Source organism: Streptomyces sp. NPDC054975 (assembly GCF_053609105.1).
This window is the reverse complement of sequence record NZ_JBSGWV010000004.1, coordinates 42003-58278: the sequence shown is the minus strand read 5'-3', so window position 1 is coordinate 58278 and position 16276 is coordinate 42003. Positions and strand designations below refer to the sequence as shown.

The 16276-nt window shown below is 71.3% G+C and carries 13 protein-coding genes and 1 pseudogene; 2 read left to right on the top strand and 12 right to left on the bottom strand.

Going from position 1 to position 16276, the window contains the following annotated elements; genetic code table 11:
- Positions 1-71 precede the first annotated feature (71 nt).
- The 5 genes from ACWF79_RS06760 to ACWF79_RS06740 form a co-directional block, all read right to left on the bottom strand.
- Positions 72-551, bottom strand: a complete 480-nt coding sequence (locus ACWF79_RS06760) for a GNAT family N-acetyltransferase (protein WP_453726968.1) — start codon at positions 549-551, stop codon at positions 72-74.
- Entirely contained in the window at positions 548-889 is a 342-nt protein-coding gene (locus ACWF79_RS06755) for an antibiotic biosynthesis monooxygenase family protein (protein ID WP_453726967.1), read from the bottom strand. The genes ACWF79_RS06760 and ACWF79_RS06755 overlap by 4 nt, the downstream gene beginning before the upstream one ends.
- A 26-nt stretch (positions 890-915) precedes the next feature.
- Entirely contained in the window at positions 916-1584 is a 669-nt protein-coding gene (locus ACWF79_RS06750; RefSeq protein ID WP_453726966.1) for an O-methyltransferase, read from the bottom strand.
- Positions 1581-2774, bottom strand: coding sequence for a DUF2330 domain-containing protein (locus tag ACWF79_RS06745; protein ID WP_453726965.1), 1194 nt, complete (start codon positions 2772-2774; stop codon positions 1581-1583). Before ACWF79_RS06745 ends, ACWF79_RS06750 begins: the two co-directional genes overlap by 4 nt.
- 308 nt (positions 2775-3082) lie before the next feature.
- Complete coding sequence (locus ACWF79_RS06740) at positions 3083-4330, bottom strand: cytochrome P450 (protein WP_453726964.1); 1248 nt, start codon at positions 4328-4330, stop codon at positions 3083-3085.
- Between the two features lie 259 nt (positions 4331-4589).
- On the opposite strand from ACWF79_RS06740, the gene ACWF79_RS06735 reads away from it, so the two are divergent.
- Positions 4590-5768: a steroid 3-ketoacyl-CoA thiolase gene (locus ACWF79_RS06735; RefSeq protein WP_453726963.1), complete on the top strand. Its 1179-nt coding sequence runs from the start codon at positions 4590-4592 to the stop codon at positions 5766-5768.
- A gap of 128 nt (positions 5769-5896) precedes the next feature.
- Here the strand turns inward: ACWF79_RS06735 and ACWF79_RS06730 are convergent, their stop codons facing one another.
- The 7 genes and pseudogenes from ACWF79_RS06730 to ACWF79_RS06700 form a co-directional block, all read right to left on the bottom strand.
- Positions 5897-6298 carry an aggregation-promoting factor C-terminal-like domain-containing protein gene (locus tag ACWF79_RS06730; protein WP_453726962.1) on the bottom strand — a complete coding sequence of 134 codons (402 nt, stop codon included), beginning with the start codon at positions 6296-6298 and terminating at the stop codon, positions 5897-5899.
- 307 nt (positions 6299-6605) lie between these two features.
- Positions 6606-7583 carry an ECF transporter S component gene (locus ACWF79_RS06725; RefSeq protein WP_453726961.1) on the bottom strand — a complete coding sequence of 326 codons (978 nt, stop codon included), beginning with the start codon at positions 7581-7583 and terminating at the stop codon, positions 6606-6608.
- Positions 7580-9571, bottom strand: coding sequence for an ABC transporter ATP-binding protein (locus ACWF79_RS06720; protein ID WP_453726960.1), 1992 nt, complete (start codon positions 9569-9571; stop codon positions 7580-7582). Before ACWF79_RS06720 ends, ACWF79_RS06725 begins: the two co-directional genes overlap by 4 nt.
- A 281-nt stretch (positions 9572-9852) precedes the next feature.
- Positions 9853-10947 (bottom strand): annotated as a pseudogene (locus ACWF79_RS06715) (energy-coupling factor transporter transmembrane component T); the annotation flags it as partial.
- A complete protein-coding gene (locus ACWF79_RS06710) occupies positions 10944-11633 on the bottom strand; it encodes an SCO2322 family protein (protein ID WP_453726959.1) in 690 nt (229 codons plus the stop codon). The gene ACWF79_RS06710 and the pseudogene ACWF79_RS06715, both read right to left, overlap by 4 nt.
- Positions 11630-12889, bottom strand: a complete 1260-nt coding sequence (locus ACWF79_RS06705) for a prenyltransferase/squalene oxidase repeat-containing protein (protein WP_453726958.1) — start codon at positions 12887-12889, stop codon at positions 11630-11632. Before ACWF79_RS06705 ends, ACWF79_RS06710 begins: the two co-directional genes overlap by 4 nt.
- A gap of 331 nt (positions 12890-13220) precedes the next feature.
- Positions 13221-14261, bottom strand: a complete 1041-nt coding sequence (locus ACWF79_RS06700; protein WP_453726957.1) for an MBL fold metallo-hydrolase — start codon at positions 14259-14261, stop codon at positions 13221-13223.
- A 592-nt stretch (positions 14262-14853) separates the two neighbouring features.
- Here ACWF79_RS06700 and ACWF79_RS06695 point away from each other — a divergent pair.
- Positions 14854-16248 (top strand): ApeA N-terminal domain 1-containing protein, encoded by a 1395-nt coding sequence (locus tag ACWF79_RS06695; protein ID WP_453726956.1) that lies wholly within the window; start codon positions 14854-14856, stop codon positions 16246-16248.
- The last annotated feature ends 28 nt before the right edge of the window (positions 16249-16276 follow it).

Genomic DNA, 16276 nt, shown 5'->3' with positions numbered 1-16276 from the left:
GTTCGGACCTCCGGGCGTTCGGACCTCCGGGCGTTCGGACCTCCGGGCGTACGGACGTCCGGGCGTCCGGACTAAAGGTCCTTGCCGTACCAGATGTCCATGTACGGGCCCTCGCAGTACGCCGGTATCTCCCCGTAGCCGTGGCGGGAGTACAGAGCGCGCGCCTCGACCAGGTCGAGCCGCGTGTTGAGGACCATCCGCCGCGCGCCCAGGTCACGGGCCGCGTCCTCCAGCCGGCCCAGCAGCGTCCCGGCGCCGCCCGTGCCCCGGAACGCGTGGCGCAGGAACACCCGCGTCAGCTCGGCGCGTTCCGCGTCGAGGAGCAGCACACCACCGCAGGCCGCCGGCTCGCCCTCGTAACGGCCCACGAGGAACTGGCCCGTCGGCGGGGTCAGCAGCTCCACCCCGTCGTTCGCCAGCCCCTCGTCGACCTCCGCCTCGGTGGCGGGCCGCCGCCAGTAGCGGCTGGCCACGTCGTCGTAGTAGGCGCGGCGCAGTGCCGTCGCCTCGGTGGTGTGGACGTGCTCGGGCGCGAACGACCAGCCGCTCACTTCGGGGAGGCCTGCTGGACGACCTCGAACGACCAGAGCGTGGACCCCGTGGCCGCCGGCTTGGGCCGCTCCGCACCGGAACCCTCCCCGCCGGCACCCTCGGCGCCGCCCCCGTGCGCGGCCTTCATGGAACCGCTCATCCAGTTCTGGAAGTCCTCCTCGCTGCGCCAGCGGGTGTACACCAGGTACTGGTCGGTGCCCTCCAGCGGCCGCAGCAGCTCGAACCACTCGAAGCCGTCGGAGCCCTCGACGGCCCCGGCGCGGGAGGCGAAGCGCTGCTCCAGAACCTCACGCTGCTCGGCCGGGACGGTCAGGACGTTGATCTTCACGATGCTCATGGAAGGCAGGATATGACCGCCTTGCGCTATGCCACGACCCGGGCCACCAGCAGCCCGTCGTAACCCTTCACGCCGACCGTCTGGAACGCCGTCGCGTCCAAGCGGGGCTCGCGCGAGACCAGTTCGAACATCGCGCGGGTGCCGGTGATCGCCGGTTCCGCCGACTCCGCGTCGAGGATCGCGCCGCCGCGTACGACGTTGTCGGCGACGATGACCGTGCCGGGGCGGGAGAGGCGCAGCGCCCACTCCACGTAGTGCGGGTTGTTCACCTTGTCGGCGTCGATGAAGACGAAGTCGAACGGGCCGGCGCCCTCCGCCTCCAACTGGGGCAGGCTGTCCAGGGCCGCGCCCGTCCGGACCTCGACGATCTTGTCGAGGCCGGCCCGGGCGATGTTGGCGCGGGCCACGTCCGCGTGCGCCGGGTTGTGCTCCAGGGAGATCATCCGGCCGTCGGCGGGCAGCGCACGCGCCATCCAGATCGTGCTGTACCCGCCGAGCGTGCCGATCTCCAGGGCCGAGCGCGCGCCCGCCATGGCGATGAGCAGGTTGAGGAGCTTGCCCTGGTTGGGCGCGACGGCGATCTCGGGGAGCCCGGCCGCGCGGGAGTCGGCGAGCGTCGCGGCGAGCGCGTCGTCGGCCGGGGCGAGCAGATCGGTGACGTAGCGGTCGACGGTGGACCATTGATCCTGGTTCATACGGCCGAACGTACCTCAGGCCGCTTCCGCACATGGCGAATTGCCACAGCCGCGACCACGATCACGAGCAGGACGCCGGAGACCACCAGGAACCAGACCGGGATCCCGTCGCCGACGGTGAGCAGCCGGCCGGTGTAGATCACTTCCCGGTACGGGGTGTCGGCGACCGCCCGCAGTTCGTGGTCGCCGTCGATCCGCGACGGCTCGGGGAACTCCTGGTCGAGCGCGGTCAGGAAGACCGGGCGGCCGCCGGTGAGCGCGGCGAGCGCGTCGTCCTCCGTCCCCTCGATCCCGCCCGCGAACCTCACCTCGGGGCGCGAACCGCCGATGTCGTCGCGCGGCTCCATGCGGTGGTCGGCGAGGACGTACAGGCCGAGGGACTGCGGGGTCTTCGCCAGTCGGGAGAGGCGCATGGGGTAGACGAGTTCGGAGCTGGCGAAGGTGATCCGGAGCGGGGTGAGTTCGCCACCGAGGGCAACCCGGCCGGAGGACGGTGCCGAGGCGCCGGGGTCGGGGTCGCTCGGCGTCGACGAGGCCGCCGGGGCTGGCGGGGTTGCCGAGGTTGTGGAGGTTCCCGAAGTCGCAGGCGCTGTGGGGGTTTCCGAGGTTGCCGAAGTGTGGGGGGCCAGCTTTACGGCGACGTACTCCCACTTCCGCTCCACGTACGGCGTCAGTTCGGTGGCCAGGCTGTCGGAGAGCTCGAAGCCGTTCTCCTTCAGCCAACCGCTCAGCGCCGCCGGGTCGGTGGCGGTCAGGCGCGCCACGTCGAAGGGGCCGAGCCGTTCGCGTCCGACGACGCCGACGTCAGGCGCGCCCGCCTCGGGCGCCCCGGCCGACGCGCCGTCCGAGCCGCCGAGGTCGAAGGGCCAGTCGTTGCCGCGCGGCCAGAAGTAGGGTCGTGTCCTGTACTCGGGCCGGGTGAGGTCCTCCAGCGCGTCGAAGAGCGCCGGGTCGCCGAGCGCCACGTCCGCGCGGCCGGGTACGGGCATGATCCAGGCGGCCCGCTCGGCGTCACCTCGCACGGTGAAGCGCATGACGATCTGTTCCGTACGGCCGTCCCAGCGCACCGCCGAGGTCTCCCGGTCAACGCCGATCCGGTGGTTCCGGTCCGGGATCATCGCCCCGCAGCCGCATGCGTACGCCGGTGCGATCAGCGAGCCGAGCTGGAGCGCGAGCAGCGCGACGATCATGGCCAGAAATCTGTGTGTCCCCCGCATGCCGGATCAGACGTCACGGGGGAGGGTCCGGTTCCGCTGGTCGCGCAGGCAGGGACGGGTCCGGCGCGCAGGCAGGGACGGGTCCGGCGCGCAGGCGGGGACGGGTCCGGCGCGCGGGCGGGGACGGTCCGGCGGTGCGTGGTCGGGGACTGTTCCGGCGCGCAGGCGGGGGCGGTCCGGGGGTGCGTGGTCGGGGACTGTTCCGGCGCGCAGGCGAGGACCGGTCGTGGCGGGTGGCGGGGGCCCCGGCGTAGGGGGGAAGGCCCCCGCCTCCCGGTCTGTCAGGAGCCGGCCCGGACCTGCAACTCCTTGATCCCGTTCAGCCAGGCCGCGCGCAGCCGCCGCGGTTCGCTCACGAGTGTCAGGTCGGGCAGCTCGTCCGCGAGCGCGTTGAAGATGAGGTCGATCTCGTTGATGGCGAGCGACTTGCCGAGGCAGAAGTGCGGGCCCCCGCCGCCGAATCCGAGGTGTGGGTTCGGGTCGCGCGTGATGTCGAAGGTCTCGGGACGCTCGAAGACCTCGGGGTCGTTGTTGGCGGAGGAGTAGAAGAGCCCGACCCGGTCTCCCCGACGGATCTTCTGGCCGCCGATCTCGGTGTCCTGCGTCGCGGTCCGCTGGAAGGAGACCACCGGGGTGGCCCAGCGCACGATCTCCTCGGCGGCGGTCGCCGGCCGCTCCCGCTTGTAGAGCTCCCACTGCTCGGGGTGGGTGAGGAAGGCGTACATGCCGTGGCTGATGGCGTTACGGGTGGTCTCGTTTCCGGCCACTGCGAGCAGCAGCACGAAGAAGCCGAACTCGTCGGAGGAGAGGTTGCCCTGTCCCTCGGCGGCGACGAGCTGGGTCACGATGTCCTTGGCCGGGCACTCCTTGCGCTCGGCGGCCAGGTTCATCGAGTAGCCGATGAGCTCCATGGCGGCCTCGGCACCGATCTCCTCGGTGATCGCGTACTCGGGATCGTCGTACGCGACCATCTTGTTGGACCAGTCGAAGATCCGGGCCCGGTCCTCCTGCGGTACGCCGATGAGTTCGGCGATCGCCTGGAGCGGCAGCTCGACGGCGACCTGGGTGACGAAGTCGAAGGAGCCTCCGGCGGCGGCGTTCCGCTTCGCCTCCTCCACGATGGTCCGGGCGCGGGCGCGCAGGGCCGTCTCCAGGGTGCGGATCGCGCGGGGCGTGAAGCCGCGCTGGACGATCTGGCGGACCCGGGTGTGCTCGGGCGGGTCCATGTTCAGCATGATCAGCTTCTGGACCTCGATCTGGTCCCGGGTGATGTGCTCGTTGAACCGGATGACGGCCGTGTTCTCGGTGGAGGAGAACAACTCGGGGTGCGTGGAGACGTACTTGACGTCCGCGTGCCGGGTGACGGCCCAGTACCCCTCGTCGTCGAAGCCGGTGACGCCGCGCGGCTGGGGGCACCACCAGACGGGGGCGGTCTGCCGCAGTTGGGCGAACTCCGGGAAGGGTATGCGGCTCTGGAGCAGATCGGGGTCGGTGGCGTCGAACCCTTCGGGGAGGTGAGGGCAGGGCATCGGCAACACACTCCTGACGGTCCATCAGATGATGACCGCAAGGTAGTAACGGGTTCTACAAGTCGCAAGGGATGCGGCCGGAACTGTTGCTGTGGTGATTGTGGGTGCTCGGGGCGGGCGCGGGTGCGTGCACAACCCTTGCGTACCGGCGGTAGCAGTCATAAGACTTCACTCAGAACTAGAACGCGTACTAGTTCCCCGTACCGCCCCCGTCGCGGAGTGCCGGGACACCCCGCCCGGGCGAGGAGAGGACGAGCTCATGGCCGCGGAACCCGTCATCGTCGAAGCAGTACGCACCCCCATCGGCAAGCGCGGAGGCGCGCTCGCCAACCTCCACCCCGCCTACCTCCTGGGCGAGACCTACCGTGAACTCCTCGGCCGCACCGGCATCAAGGCCGACTGTGTCGAGCAGATCGTCGGCGGTACCGTCACCCACGCCGGCGAGCAGTCCATGAACCCCGCGCGCAACGCCTGGCTCACCATGGGGCTTCCCTACGAGACCGCCGCCACCACCGTCGACTGTCAGTGCGGCTCGTCCCAGCAGGCCAGTCACATGGTCGCCAACATGATCGCCTCGGGTGTCATCGACATCGGCATCAGCTGCGGCGTCGAGGCGATGTCCCGCGTCCCGCTCGGCTCCGGCTCCAAGCACGGTCCCGGAAAGCCCTGGCCGGACGAGTGGAACGTCGACCTGCCCAACCAGTTCGAGGCGGCCGAGCGCATCGCCCGGCGCAGGGGCCTGAGCCGCGAACGGGTCGACTCCCTCGGTCTGCTCTCCCAGGAACGGGCCGCGATCGCCTGGTCCGAGGAGCGGTTCAAGCGCGAGACCTTCGCCGTCCAGGTCCCGACCACCGAGGAGGAGCAGGCCGCCGGGCAGGGCATGTGGCGGCTCGTCGACCGTGACGAGGGGCTGCGCGACACCAGCATGGAGGCGCTCGGCCGGCTCAAGCCGGTCATGCCGACCGCCGTCCACACCGCCGGGAACTCCTCGCAGATCTCCGACGGGGCGTGCGCGCTGATGTGGGCGTCCCGGCGGACGGCGCGCGCGCTGGGCCTCAGGCCCCGAGCCCGGATCGTCGCCCAGGCCCTCGTCGGCTCCGACCCGCACTTCCACCTCGACGGCCCGATCGACGCGACCCGCGCGGTGCTCGGCAAGGCCGGGATGTCGCTCAAGGACATCGACCTGGTCGAGATCAACGAGGCGTTCGCGTCGGTGGTGCTGAGCTGGGCGCAGGAGTTCGAGGCCGACCTCGACGGGCTCGTGAAGGTCAACGTCAACGGCGGTGCGATCGCGCTCGGGCACCCGGTGGGGGCGACCGGGGCGCGGCTCATCACCACGGCGCTGCACGAACTGGAGCGTTCGGACAAGGAGTTCGCGCTCGTCACGATGTGCGCGGGTGGGGCGCTGGCGACGGGGACGATCATTCAGAGGCTCTGACCCGGGAAACGCCGCAGGCCCCGCCCCTCCGGGAGGGAGGGCGGGGCCTTGCGGGTGAGACTGCCTGCTGACTGCGGCTGTCGACTGCCTACTGACTGCGACGGCCGACCGACTGCCGACTGGTGCTCTTAGTACCAGCCGTTGGCCTGCCAGAAGGCCCAGGCGGCGTTCGGGCTGCCGTAGCGCTCGTTCATGTAGTTGAGGCCCCACTTGATCTGGGTGGCCGGGTTGGTCTTCCAGTCCGAGCCGGCCGAAGACATCTTCGAGGCCGGGAGAGCCTGGACCAGACCGTAGGCGCCGCTGGAGGCGTTGGTGGCGGAAGGGTTCCAGTCGGACTCGTGGTCGACGATCTTGCTGAACGACGCGTACTGCGAAGCCGGGACGATCTGCTTGGCAATCTCCTGGGGAGTCGCGGCCGAGGCCGTGGACGTCGTGCCGAGCACCGCACCCGAGGCGCCGAGCAGCACGGCTGCGGTGGCGGCGAGGGACTTCTTGCGGGACGAGACACGGGGGGAGAGCGAGCGGAACACGAAGCGACCTAACGTCGGGGACATGGGGTGCGCCGGGCGTTTTCGGCAAGCCGGAACCAGAGCCCGGGGATTCCGGATCCGGTGGGGAATCGGCCTGTCCGAGGCGCTGCGCTGAGCGCTGCTTGCCTGGCGACGTCCACCAGACAACCAGGGCCGAACGGGCGATGCAACGACCCCCGGTACGAAGCGGAGTCGGACACGCGCCGAACGGCAGGGGGTCGGGGATGAGACGTTTTCGCAGGTAGCGAGGGCCTATGGGGGGATTTGGGAGGGTCTGCACCCTCTCCTATTTCACTTCGTACGTGACCTAGGTCCTGTGGGGCGCCTCACCCCGGAGGCCCCCTTCCGAGCCCTCGAATGTGACCTGGGCCTCGAAGTTGGCGCGTCGCGTGGCGCGCCGGAGCGCCTTGAGGAGCGTGCCGCCGACGGTGAGGGTGAGGACGACGGTGAGGACGGCGCGGCCGAGGTCCCAGCCGAGGGAGGTGGCGAGGAGGAAGGCGAGGAAGCGGACCATGTTCTCGTCGGCCGGCGCCCCGGGTACGAAGAAGATCCCGCCGTCCTGACCGGCGCCGCCCAGCGTGACCCAGCCGTACAGATTGGTGACGGTGCCGTACGCGAACGCCGCCACGAACCCGTACGCCGACAGGGTCAGCAGCTCGGCCCGGCCCCGGAGCGTGTCCGGGCGGGGGAGCAGGCCGGCGCCCATGGTGAACCAGCCCATGGCGAGCATCTGGACCGGCATCCAGGGGCCCACACCGCCCGTGAGCAGGGCGGACGCGAACATCGTGACGGCCCCGAGGACGAAGCCGAAGCCCGGTCCGAGGACGCGGCCGCTCAGCACCATCAGGAAGAACATGGGTTCCAGGCCGGCCGTGCCCGCACCCAGGGGCCGCAGGGCCGCGCCGACGGCCGCGAGCACGCCCAGCATCGCGACGGCCTTCGCGTCCATGCCGGAGTCGGCGATCGTCGCGACCACGACCGCGATGAGGAGGGGGAGGAGCGCGGCGAAGAACCAGGGGGCGTCGGCGGCGTGCGTGGTGACGGCGGAGTCACTGTCCGCGAAGAGGGGCCAGCCGATGGCGGCCAGCCCGACGAAGGACACGAGGGCGAGGGCGGCGACGGAGCGGACTCCGAGGCGGATGGGACGGACGAGGCGGGTGGGGCGGATAGGGCGGGCGGAGCGAATGGGGCGGGTGGGACGGATGAGGCGGGCGGAGCGGATGGGGCGGGTGGGGCGGCTCGGGCGGCCGGGCGGAGTCCCGGCGGGCGTGGGCGTCCTGCTCACAGGGCCTCCCTGACCTGCTCGACCGTGAGCCACGGCTGCGGGGCGAGGACCTTGGCGACCTGGGGGGAGAAGGCGGGGGAGGAGACGACGACCTCGGCCGTCGGGCCGTCCGCGACGACCTCGCCGCCGGCCAGGATCACCACCCGGTGCGCCAGCTCCGCGGCCAGCTCCACGTCGTGCGTGGCGAGCACGATGGCGTGGCCGGCGGCGGCCAGCTCGCGCAGGTGGGCGACGAGGCGGGCCTTGGCGGCGTAGTCGAGACCGCGGGTCGGCTCGTCGAGGAGGAGGAGCGGGGGGCGGCCGGTGAGGACGACGGCGAGCGCGAGTGCCAGGCGCTGGCCTTCGGAGAGATCGCGGGGGTGGGTGTCGTCCGCCACGTCCGGCAGCAGCTCGGACACCAGCGCCCGGCAGGTGCCGGGGGCGGCGCCGGCGTCGGAGTCGGCGGCGGAGCACTCGGCGGCGACCGTGTCGGCGTACAGCAGGTCCCGGGGCTCCTGCGGCACGAGACCGACGTGGCGGATCAGCTCGCGGGGGTCGGTGCGGTGGGGGGCGCGGCCGGAGACGAGGGCGGTGCCGAAGGTGGGCTCGACGATGCCGACGAGGGCGCTGAGCAGGGTCGACTTGCCGGCACCGTTGCGGCCCATGAGGGCGACGGTCTCCCCGGCGCGGACCTGAAGATCGACGCCGAGCAGCGCCTCGACGCGGCCGCGCCGGACACCGAGGGCACGGACGTCGACGAGGTGGGTGGGGGCGGGGTCGACCGGGGCGGTCGTGGGGCGCCGCAGGAACAGCGAGATTCCCCCACCCCACCCCTTCCCGAAACCCTGCCGGGGGCCGGCGGACGGCTGACCATCGGAGGCTTCCGCCCCCGGCGCTGCGGCAGCTTCGCGCCGCGCGGGGGCTTCCGCCCCCGGCGCTGCGGCAGCTTCGCGCCGCGCGGGGGCTTCCGTCCCCGGCGCTGCGGCAGCTTCGCGCCGCGCGGGGGCTTCCGTCCCCGACCGTGCGGCAGCTTCGCGCCGCGCGGGAGCTTCGTGTTGCTGGGCGGGCTCGTTCTTCAGCCCGTCCGGCGATTGAGGACCGGGGGTCCGGGGGCGGAGCCCTCGGTTACGGGAAGGGGCGGGGTTGGGGAGAAGCCCCGCAGGGCCCGCACCTGGCGACGCGCCCGCACACGCCCCCGGCGCCCGCCCCTCCAGGCGGGACCGGAGGTCGGACGCGCGGCGGCGGGCGTCGCGGACGGTCAGGGGGAGCGGGGTCCAGCCCGCCAGGCGGCCCAGGGAGACCACCGGCGGGTGGATCGGCGAGACCGTCATGATCTCGGCGGGCGGGCCCATGACCCCGTCCGGCAGCAGCAGGACCTGGTCCGCGTACTGGACCACCCGCTCCAGGCGGTGCTCCGCCATCAGGACCGTCGTGCCCAGATCGTGCACCAGCCGCTGCAGCACCGCGAGGACGTCCTCCGCCGCCGCCGGGTCCAGCGCCGACGTCGGCTCGTCCAGGACGAGGACCTTCGGGTGCGGGGTCAGCACCGAGCCGATCGCCACTCGCTGCTGCTGCCCGCCCGAGAGCGTCGCGATCGGCCGGTCCCGCAGCTCCGCGAGGCCCAGCAGGTCCAGGGTCTCCTCGACGCGCCGCCGCATCACGGCAGGGGCCAGGCCCAGGGACTCCATCCCGTACGCCAGCTCGTCCTCGACCGTGTCCGTCACGAAGTGCGCGAGCGGGTCCTGGCCGACCGTGCCGACCACGTCCGCGAGTTCGCGCGGCTTGTGCGTCCGGGTGTCGCGGCCCGCGACCGTGACGCGGCCGGTCAGCGTGCCGCCCGTGAAGTGCGGGACGAGCCCCGACACCGCGCCGAGCAGCGTCGACTTGCCGACGCCCGACGGGCCGACGAGCAGGACCAGTTCGCCCTCCGGGATCGTCAGGTCGATGCCCTGGAGCGTGGGCGCGGCCTCGTCCCCGTACCGCACCGAGACGTTCTCGAACCGGATCACGACGACTCCTTGGAGAGGGATACGGGTACGGATGCGGGGCCGGACGAGGGCGCGGATGCGGACCCGGAAGCGGACCCGGACACCGGTCCGGAAGCGGACCCGGACACCGGTCCGGAAGCCGACCCGGACACCGGCCCCGAAGCGGACCCCGGCCCCGGTCCGGAAGCCGACCCGGACACCGGTCCGGAAGCCGCCCCGGAAGCCGACCCGGACACCGGCCCCGAAGCGGACCCCGGCCCCGGTCCGGAAGCCGACCCGGAAGCCGACCCCGACCCCGACCCGGAAGCCGACCCCGACGCCGGTACCGGGGCCACCCACGCCGGCAGCAGTCCCAGCAGCAACGACACCGCGGGCCACAGCGGAAGCTCCGGCGCCTTCAGCGGGACGACGCCCGGGTGCAGCGCCTCGTACGCGTAGCCGTTCGCCCAGATCATCAGTGCCGCCACCGCCACGCCCGAACCGGCCACGAGCCAGGCCCGTGCCCCCCACCGGTCCGGCCGGTACCGGGTCCGTGCCGCGCGTCGGCCGCCGAGGCGGAGACCCGCCATGGCCGCGACGAGCCCGGCGACGACCAGCGGAAGGCCGTACCCCGCGCCCTGCGCCGCCAGCAGACCGTACGAGCCCGCGCACACGCCGAGCAGCCCGCCGAGCGTCAGCAGGTTCGTCGTCCGGCGCACCGCCCGCGGCACCCGCGCCGTACGTCCGTAGCCCCGCGCGTCCATCGACGCCGCCACCGCGATCGAGCGCTCCAGCGCGCCCTCCAGGACCGGCAGCCCGATCTGGAGCACCGCCCGCACCCCGCCCGTCGGCCGCCCGCGCAGCCGCCGGGCGGTCCGCAGCCGCACCACGTCGGCCACCATGTTCGGCGCGAAGGTCATCGCCACGACGACGGCGACCCCCACCTCGTACAGCGCGCCCGGCAGCGACTTGAGGAGCCGCGCCGGGTTGGCGAGCGCGTTCGCCGCGCCCACGCAGATCAGCAGGGTCGCCAGCTTGGCCCCGTCGTACACCGCGAAGACGACCTGTTCCGCCGTCACCCGACCGCCGATCCGCACACCCTGCGCCCAGTCGGGCACCGGCACCTCGGGCAGCGTGAACAGCTCCACGCTCCCCGGGATCGCCGAGCCCAGCACCACCGAGAACACCACCCGCAGGGCCACGACGAACAGGCCCAGCTTCACGAACGCCCCGTACGAACGCGCCCACGGGGCGTCTGTGCGCCGGGCCGCGACGACGTAGCCCGCGACGGCGACGATCAGGCCGAGGAGCAGCGGGTTGGTGGTACGGGAGGCGGCGACGGCCAGGCCGAGCGCCCAGATCCACCAGGCGCCCGCGTGCAGCGCGTTGGACCGGCTCGCTTCGGGGGCACGGATCATGCGCGGCGGCGGGCCTTCCAGAGCGCGGCGCCCCCGAGGACGACTACGGCGGCTCCGCCCACCAAAATCCCGACGGAGGGCCCGCCGTCGTCGCCACCGTCGCTCCTCGGCGCCGGGGTGGCCGACCCGGTGGGGTCGCCGGCGGGCCGGCTCTCCTCGTTCTTCGGCGGGTTCGTTCCCGCGACCTGCTCGCCGCAGCCCTTCGCCGGGTACCCGGCGATCCCGCACAGCAGCGCCGCGCTGTCGTACCGCAGCGGCTTGGCCACCGCGGCCAGGGCCTCCGCGCTCGTCGCGTTCTCCCGGACCTGCGCGCAGCCGGTCCTGACCGTCGGCGTGGGCGGCTTCTCGCCCTGCGGGGCGTCCCGCGGGGTGCCGAAGTCCACGACGACCGCCACCCGCTTGGTGCCGGCCTTCACCTCCGTACCGCCGCAGATGTCCGCGAAGCCGGGGGCGGTGGAGGGCCGGGCGGCGTCGCTCGCGTCCTCGCTGACCGCGAAGCGGAAGCCGACCGACCCGCCGTCGGAGGGCCGGGCGGTCGCCGGGCCCTGCGTCGCGTACCCCCACGTCGGGCCGCCGTCGCTCTCCCAGTACGACCAGTACCGGTAGCCGGCGGCCTGGGCGGGCGCGGCGACGGCGAGCGTCAGCGCCACGGAGGCGGCCGCCGCGAAGAGCCGGGGGGTCCTCACTTCCTGCGACCGCTCAGGAGGAAGCCGATGCCGATGCCGACGACCGCGCCGATGCCGATGATCCACCACAGGTTGGAGGAGGAGTCGGAGCCGTCCTTCTCGCTCGCCTTGGCCGTGGGGGACGGCGAGGCCTTCGGCGCGGGACCGGTGGCGGCCAGCTCCTTGAGGAGGTCGGTCGAACCGAAGGCGGTCGGGTCGACGCGCATGGCCTTCGCGGCCAGGATCAGCTGCGCGTACGCGGCGGGGCCGCTCTCCTTCGCCCATGCGGCGGAGTTCTGCTGGAGCCAGGTCAGCGCGCCGGACGCCTCCTTCGTGGCGCCGGCGGTGGCGAGCGCGACGACGGCGTCGGCGGTGTTGCCGTGGTCGGGCAGCTCGGTCGGGTCGGTGGCGCCGGGCATCGGCGGGGTGTTCAGGTGGCCGGTCTTCGCGAGCGCGGCGGCCAGGTAGGAGGCGCCGTTGAGCGCGGCGCGGTGGATCGTGGGCTTGGCCTCGGCCGTGCATACCGGGGTCTGCTGGGGCTCCACACCGCCCGCGGTGACGCCCTTGCCGAGCCCCGCGAGGGTGGCGGCCGCGGTCGCGTCGGCGTTCGCGAGCAGCTTGCCGTCCTTGTCGGGCTGGTAGGCGAAGGCGCCCGCGCCCTCCGTGGAGGAGCAGGGCAGAGCGAACGCGAGCAGGGCGTCGTAGGGCGTCCTGCCCTCGGCGGACTTCACCTCGCCGGGCTTCTGGCCGAGCGCGGTGAGCGCGCTGACGACGATCGAGGTGGAGTTGGCGTCGCTGGGGCTGCCGGGGTTGTAGCCCCAGCCGCCGTCCTTGTTCTGTACGCCCTTCAGCCAGCTCGCACCGGCCTCGGCGGCCTTGCGCAGCGGCTCCGGGGTGGCGCTCCCGCCCTTGACCCCGGTGAGCGCCTGCACGGCGACGGCGGTGGCGTTGGTGTCCAGCATGGTGGCCGGGTCGCAGGGCTTCGCCGGGTCCGGGCGGTAGGACGCGAAGGCGCCGTTGGCGCACTGCTGCTTCGTCAGCCAGTCCACGGCCGCGTCGGCGGGCTGCACACCGCTGGTCGTCTGGGCGATGAACGCCAGCGACTGGCGCCACACACCGTCGTACGTCGGGTCCTTCTTGCCGTACAGACCGGCCGGGATCGGGGGCGCGGGGGTCGCGGAGGGGGACGGGGCGGCGGACGCGACGGGGGCCATGCCGGTGCAGAGCACCGCTGCGGCTGCGAAGGCGGCGGCGCCGCGGCGGACGACGGTGGTCATGCGTGTGGTGGCCTCTCCTGCGGCCGGGCACCGGCACGCGTGAGGCACCAGGCTCGGCTCCGTATTCCTCGACGGTGCCGGCGGTCACGTCCCGGACGGGGCATTCCGGCTTCCGTCCTCGGACATCGGAGGCTCGCAAGCCCGAGGGCTCGGAAGCCCGAAAGCTCGAAGGCTCGAAGGACGGTCACGGTTGCGGGTCAGCGCCGGATTCGCACCGGCTTCCCCCCGTACGGGTGTGATGACGACTCGCACACTCTACCGGCCCGTATTCGGGGCGACCCGGGAGTGGGAGCCGCCTCACACCCGGGCCGGGGGCCCGGCGTGGGCGCGGTCACACCGCCACGTACGTCACCGGCTCCGTGCCCGCCACGGCCTCCGCACGGCCCAGCTTCACGAGCCGGCGCACGTGGGCCTCGGCCTCGCTGACCGCGATGTGGCGGGAGCCGTACGGGATCTGGTCCCAGGGGCGGTTCCACTCCATGCGCTCGGCGAGCTGCCAGGGGGTGAGCGGGGTCGAGAGGAGTTCCAGGAGTCCGACGAGCCGCTCCTCGTGGTGGTCGAGCAGCTCCCGTACCCGCCCGGCAGCGTCGGCGAAGGCGTACTGGTGGGCGGGGAGCACCTCGGCGACGCCGAGCCGGCCGATCCGCTCCAGCGAGTCCAGGTAGTCGCCGAGGGGGTCGGTGGCCGTGGAGTCGTCCGGGTCCTCGTAGAGGCCGATGTGCGGGGAGATCCCGGGCAGCAGGTGGTCGCCGGAGAAGAGCCGGCCGTGCCCCGGCAGCCGAGCCGGGTGCTCCTCCTCCAGGTGCAGGCAGACGTGGCCCGGGGTGTGACCGGGCGTCCAGATCGCGCGCAGCCGGCGGCCCGCGAGGTCGAGGAGCTCGCCGGGGACGATCTCCCGGTCGGGGAGGGCGGAGCGCAGGCCGGGCAGGGTGCTCGCGCGGCGGCCGGAGGTCCGGGCGGCGCGGAGCGGGGCGGTGTGCTCCTCGGGCGCGCCGACGGCCTCCAGTTTGCGGGCGAGGTAGTCGAGCCACGTACCGGGTTCGGACTCCCGGGTGCGGCGGACGACGGCGGTGTCGGCGGCGTGCATCGCGATCCACGCCTCGGACGCCTCCCGGACCTGCCCCGAGAGGCCGTGGTGGTCGGGGTGGTGGTGCGTGACGACGATCCCGTGCACGTCCCGTACGGAGGTCCCGAGCGCGACGAGTCCGTCGGACAGCTCGCTCCAGGACGCCGGATCGTCCCAGCCGGTGTCGATGAGCACGGGCCCCCGGTCGGTGTCGAGGACGTGGACCAGGGTGTGCCCGAGGGGGTTGTCGGGGATGGGCACCCGGATAGACCAGACACCTCCGCCGTGCTCGGTCACCTGGCTCATGGGCCCTCATCTCTGCGCGACGGCACGGTGCTTGCTCGACCATTGCCCACTATAACTAGAACTGACAGGTCGTCAGGGGCGCTTGCATAGCGCTGACTTCATCACCACCTGACCTGGGTGGCAGCCGTCATAGTTGGTCGTTGTCGTCCGTCATCGCGTACCCTCGCACGGCCCAGAGACGGCCCGGCGGCCCACGACGTCGGCGGGTGGATGCGGCGTCCCTACTCGGGCCCGGTTCGAACTCGGCCGGCCCACCCCACACGGGCCGGGTCTGTGGGGCCGCAGCACCCGACCGACGCAGGGCCCTGAAGAGTGCCGATGTGCCAGGCGCTTAGAAGAGACCTGTGCGGTGCGTGGTCTCGGGGCCGGTGACCTGGCACTTTGCCCCCTGACGCTGCGGTGCTGCCGGATCGTTCCCGCGTAATCACCGGAGGGTGTCGTTCCACGATCTTCCGAAGAGTCCGCAGCCGGCCAGGTGTCTTGAGGCCGACGGCCTCCTGCCTCGGTCCGGCGCGCATCGGATGAATCTGCTTCGGGCGGGGCTTCTCCGCGCCTACGATGTTGGCCGGTTGACCGGACGATGAGGGGTCTGATGGAACCATTCGAAAGTGATGGCCTTTTCTGGCTTCCTGGTCGGGATGCGGACGCGATCGGGGGACGCATCTCCTTCGATCCGGTGAAGGGTATTGGACTGTCCCTCATCGGTAGCTTTTCCGACTCGGAGTTCGGTGATGACTCAGGCGACGAGCCTGACTCCTCAACCATTCATGGAGTGGCTGGGAAGCGCTTCCTGACTCTTCTGGAATGTCGTGTGGTGTCAAGCAGGTTTGAATCCCCTGGCTTTAAGAGGGACGACCACCGAGCGAACTTCATGCTGGCTGGTCATTCGCTTCTAGATCCGGCTGAGCTCAAGATTGACCGTGCGTCATTCAGTCTTGTGAATATGTTCGACTGGGTTGGGGTCACTCCTATTTCTAGAAACGCTCAAATCGATCCGGCGACCGGGCAACTAGTGGACTACAGCCTGACGCTTAGGCCCTTGAGTCCCATGGAGCAGGGCTCTGTCGATGGGTGTAAGATTTCGCTATCAAGCAACTGGAAAGTTCTCGGTAGCGAGCAGAACCCGGGCTTCGAGTGTGACTTCTCCTTGAATGTCGATTATGAAACCCCAGCTGATTTTTCGGTAGTTCGGGCGGATATCTCAGTTCTGCAGGATCTCGTTACCGCCACGGCGGGCTCAGTGGCGATGCCGACGAAGATTGTCTTGCGGGTCCCTGTAGTGGACGAGGGTGAGGCTAGCAACGTCCATGCACAGCTCTACGGGACGCAGGTTGGGCAGGCTGACGAGAAGAAGCGCAGGCCTTCCGACATGCTGCTGACGTTGCAGCAAATTGGCGGCCTCCCTGCCATAGCTCGCTGGTTCGAGTTTCTGCGCGGCAGGAGAGTGGTCCTGGGATTGATGTTGTCCTCTGTGTACAACAGGACGCTGTACACGGAAAATAAGTTCTTTAACGCCGTATCGGCTGCGGAAACCCTTCATCGAATGCAGTTCCCTAACGAGGTGCGTCCGGCGGCAGAGTATAAAGCTTTCAAGGGGATGCTTGCGAGTTACGTTCCTAAGCGCCATCGGTCATGGCTGAAGGAGCAGCTCGGTCATTCAAACGAGCCTCGTCTGCGTCAGCGTCTTATCGAGCTCGCTGAATTTGGCGGACTTGCTGATGTTTTCGGTTGTGATGCGCAAGCGTGGGCAAAGTCGGTGACGAATGCCCGGAATCGGATGGTTCATTACGACGAGAAGAGGGGTGGGGGAGCATCGAATTTCGAGTTGTACTGGCTGTCGGAGTCGCTCAAGGTTATGACTTTGCTTTGCCTGGCCCGATTTTGTGAGTTCCAGGATGGATACAAGGAAAGTCTAGCTAGCAACGACTCGGTAGCTTTCATGGCGGAGCAATTGTCCCAAATCGTAGGGGCCAGCCAAGCCGAGTAGTTCGATACCTACCGGATCGCGTGTTCCC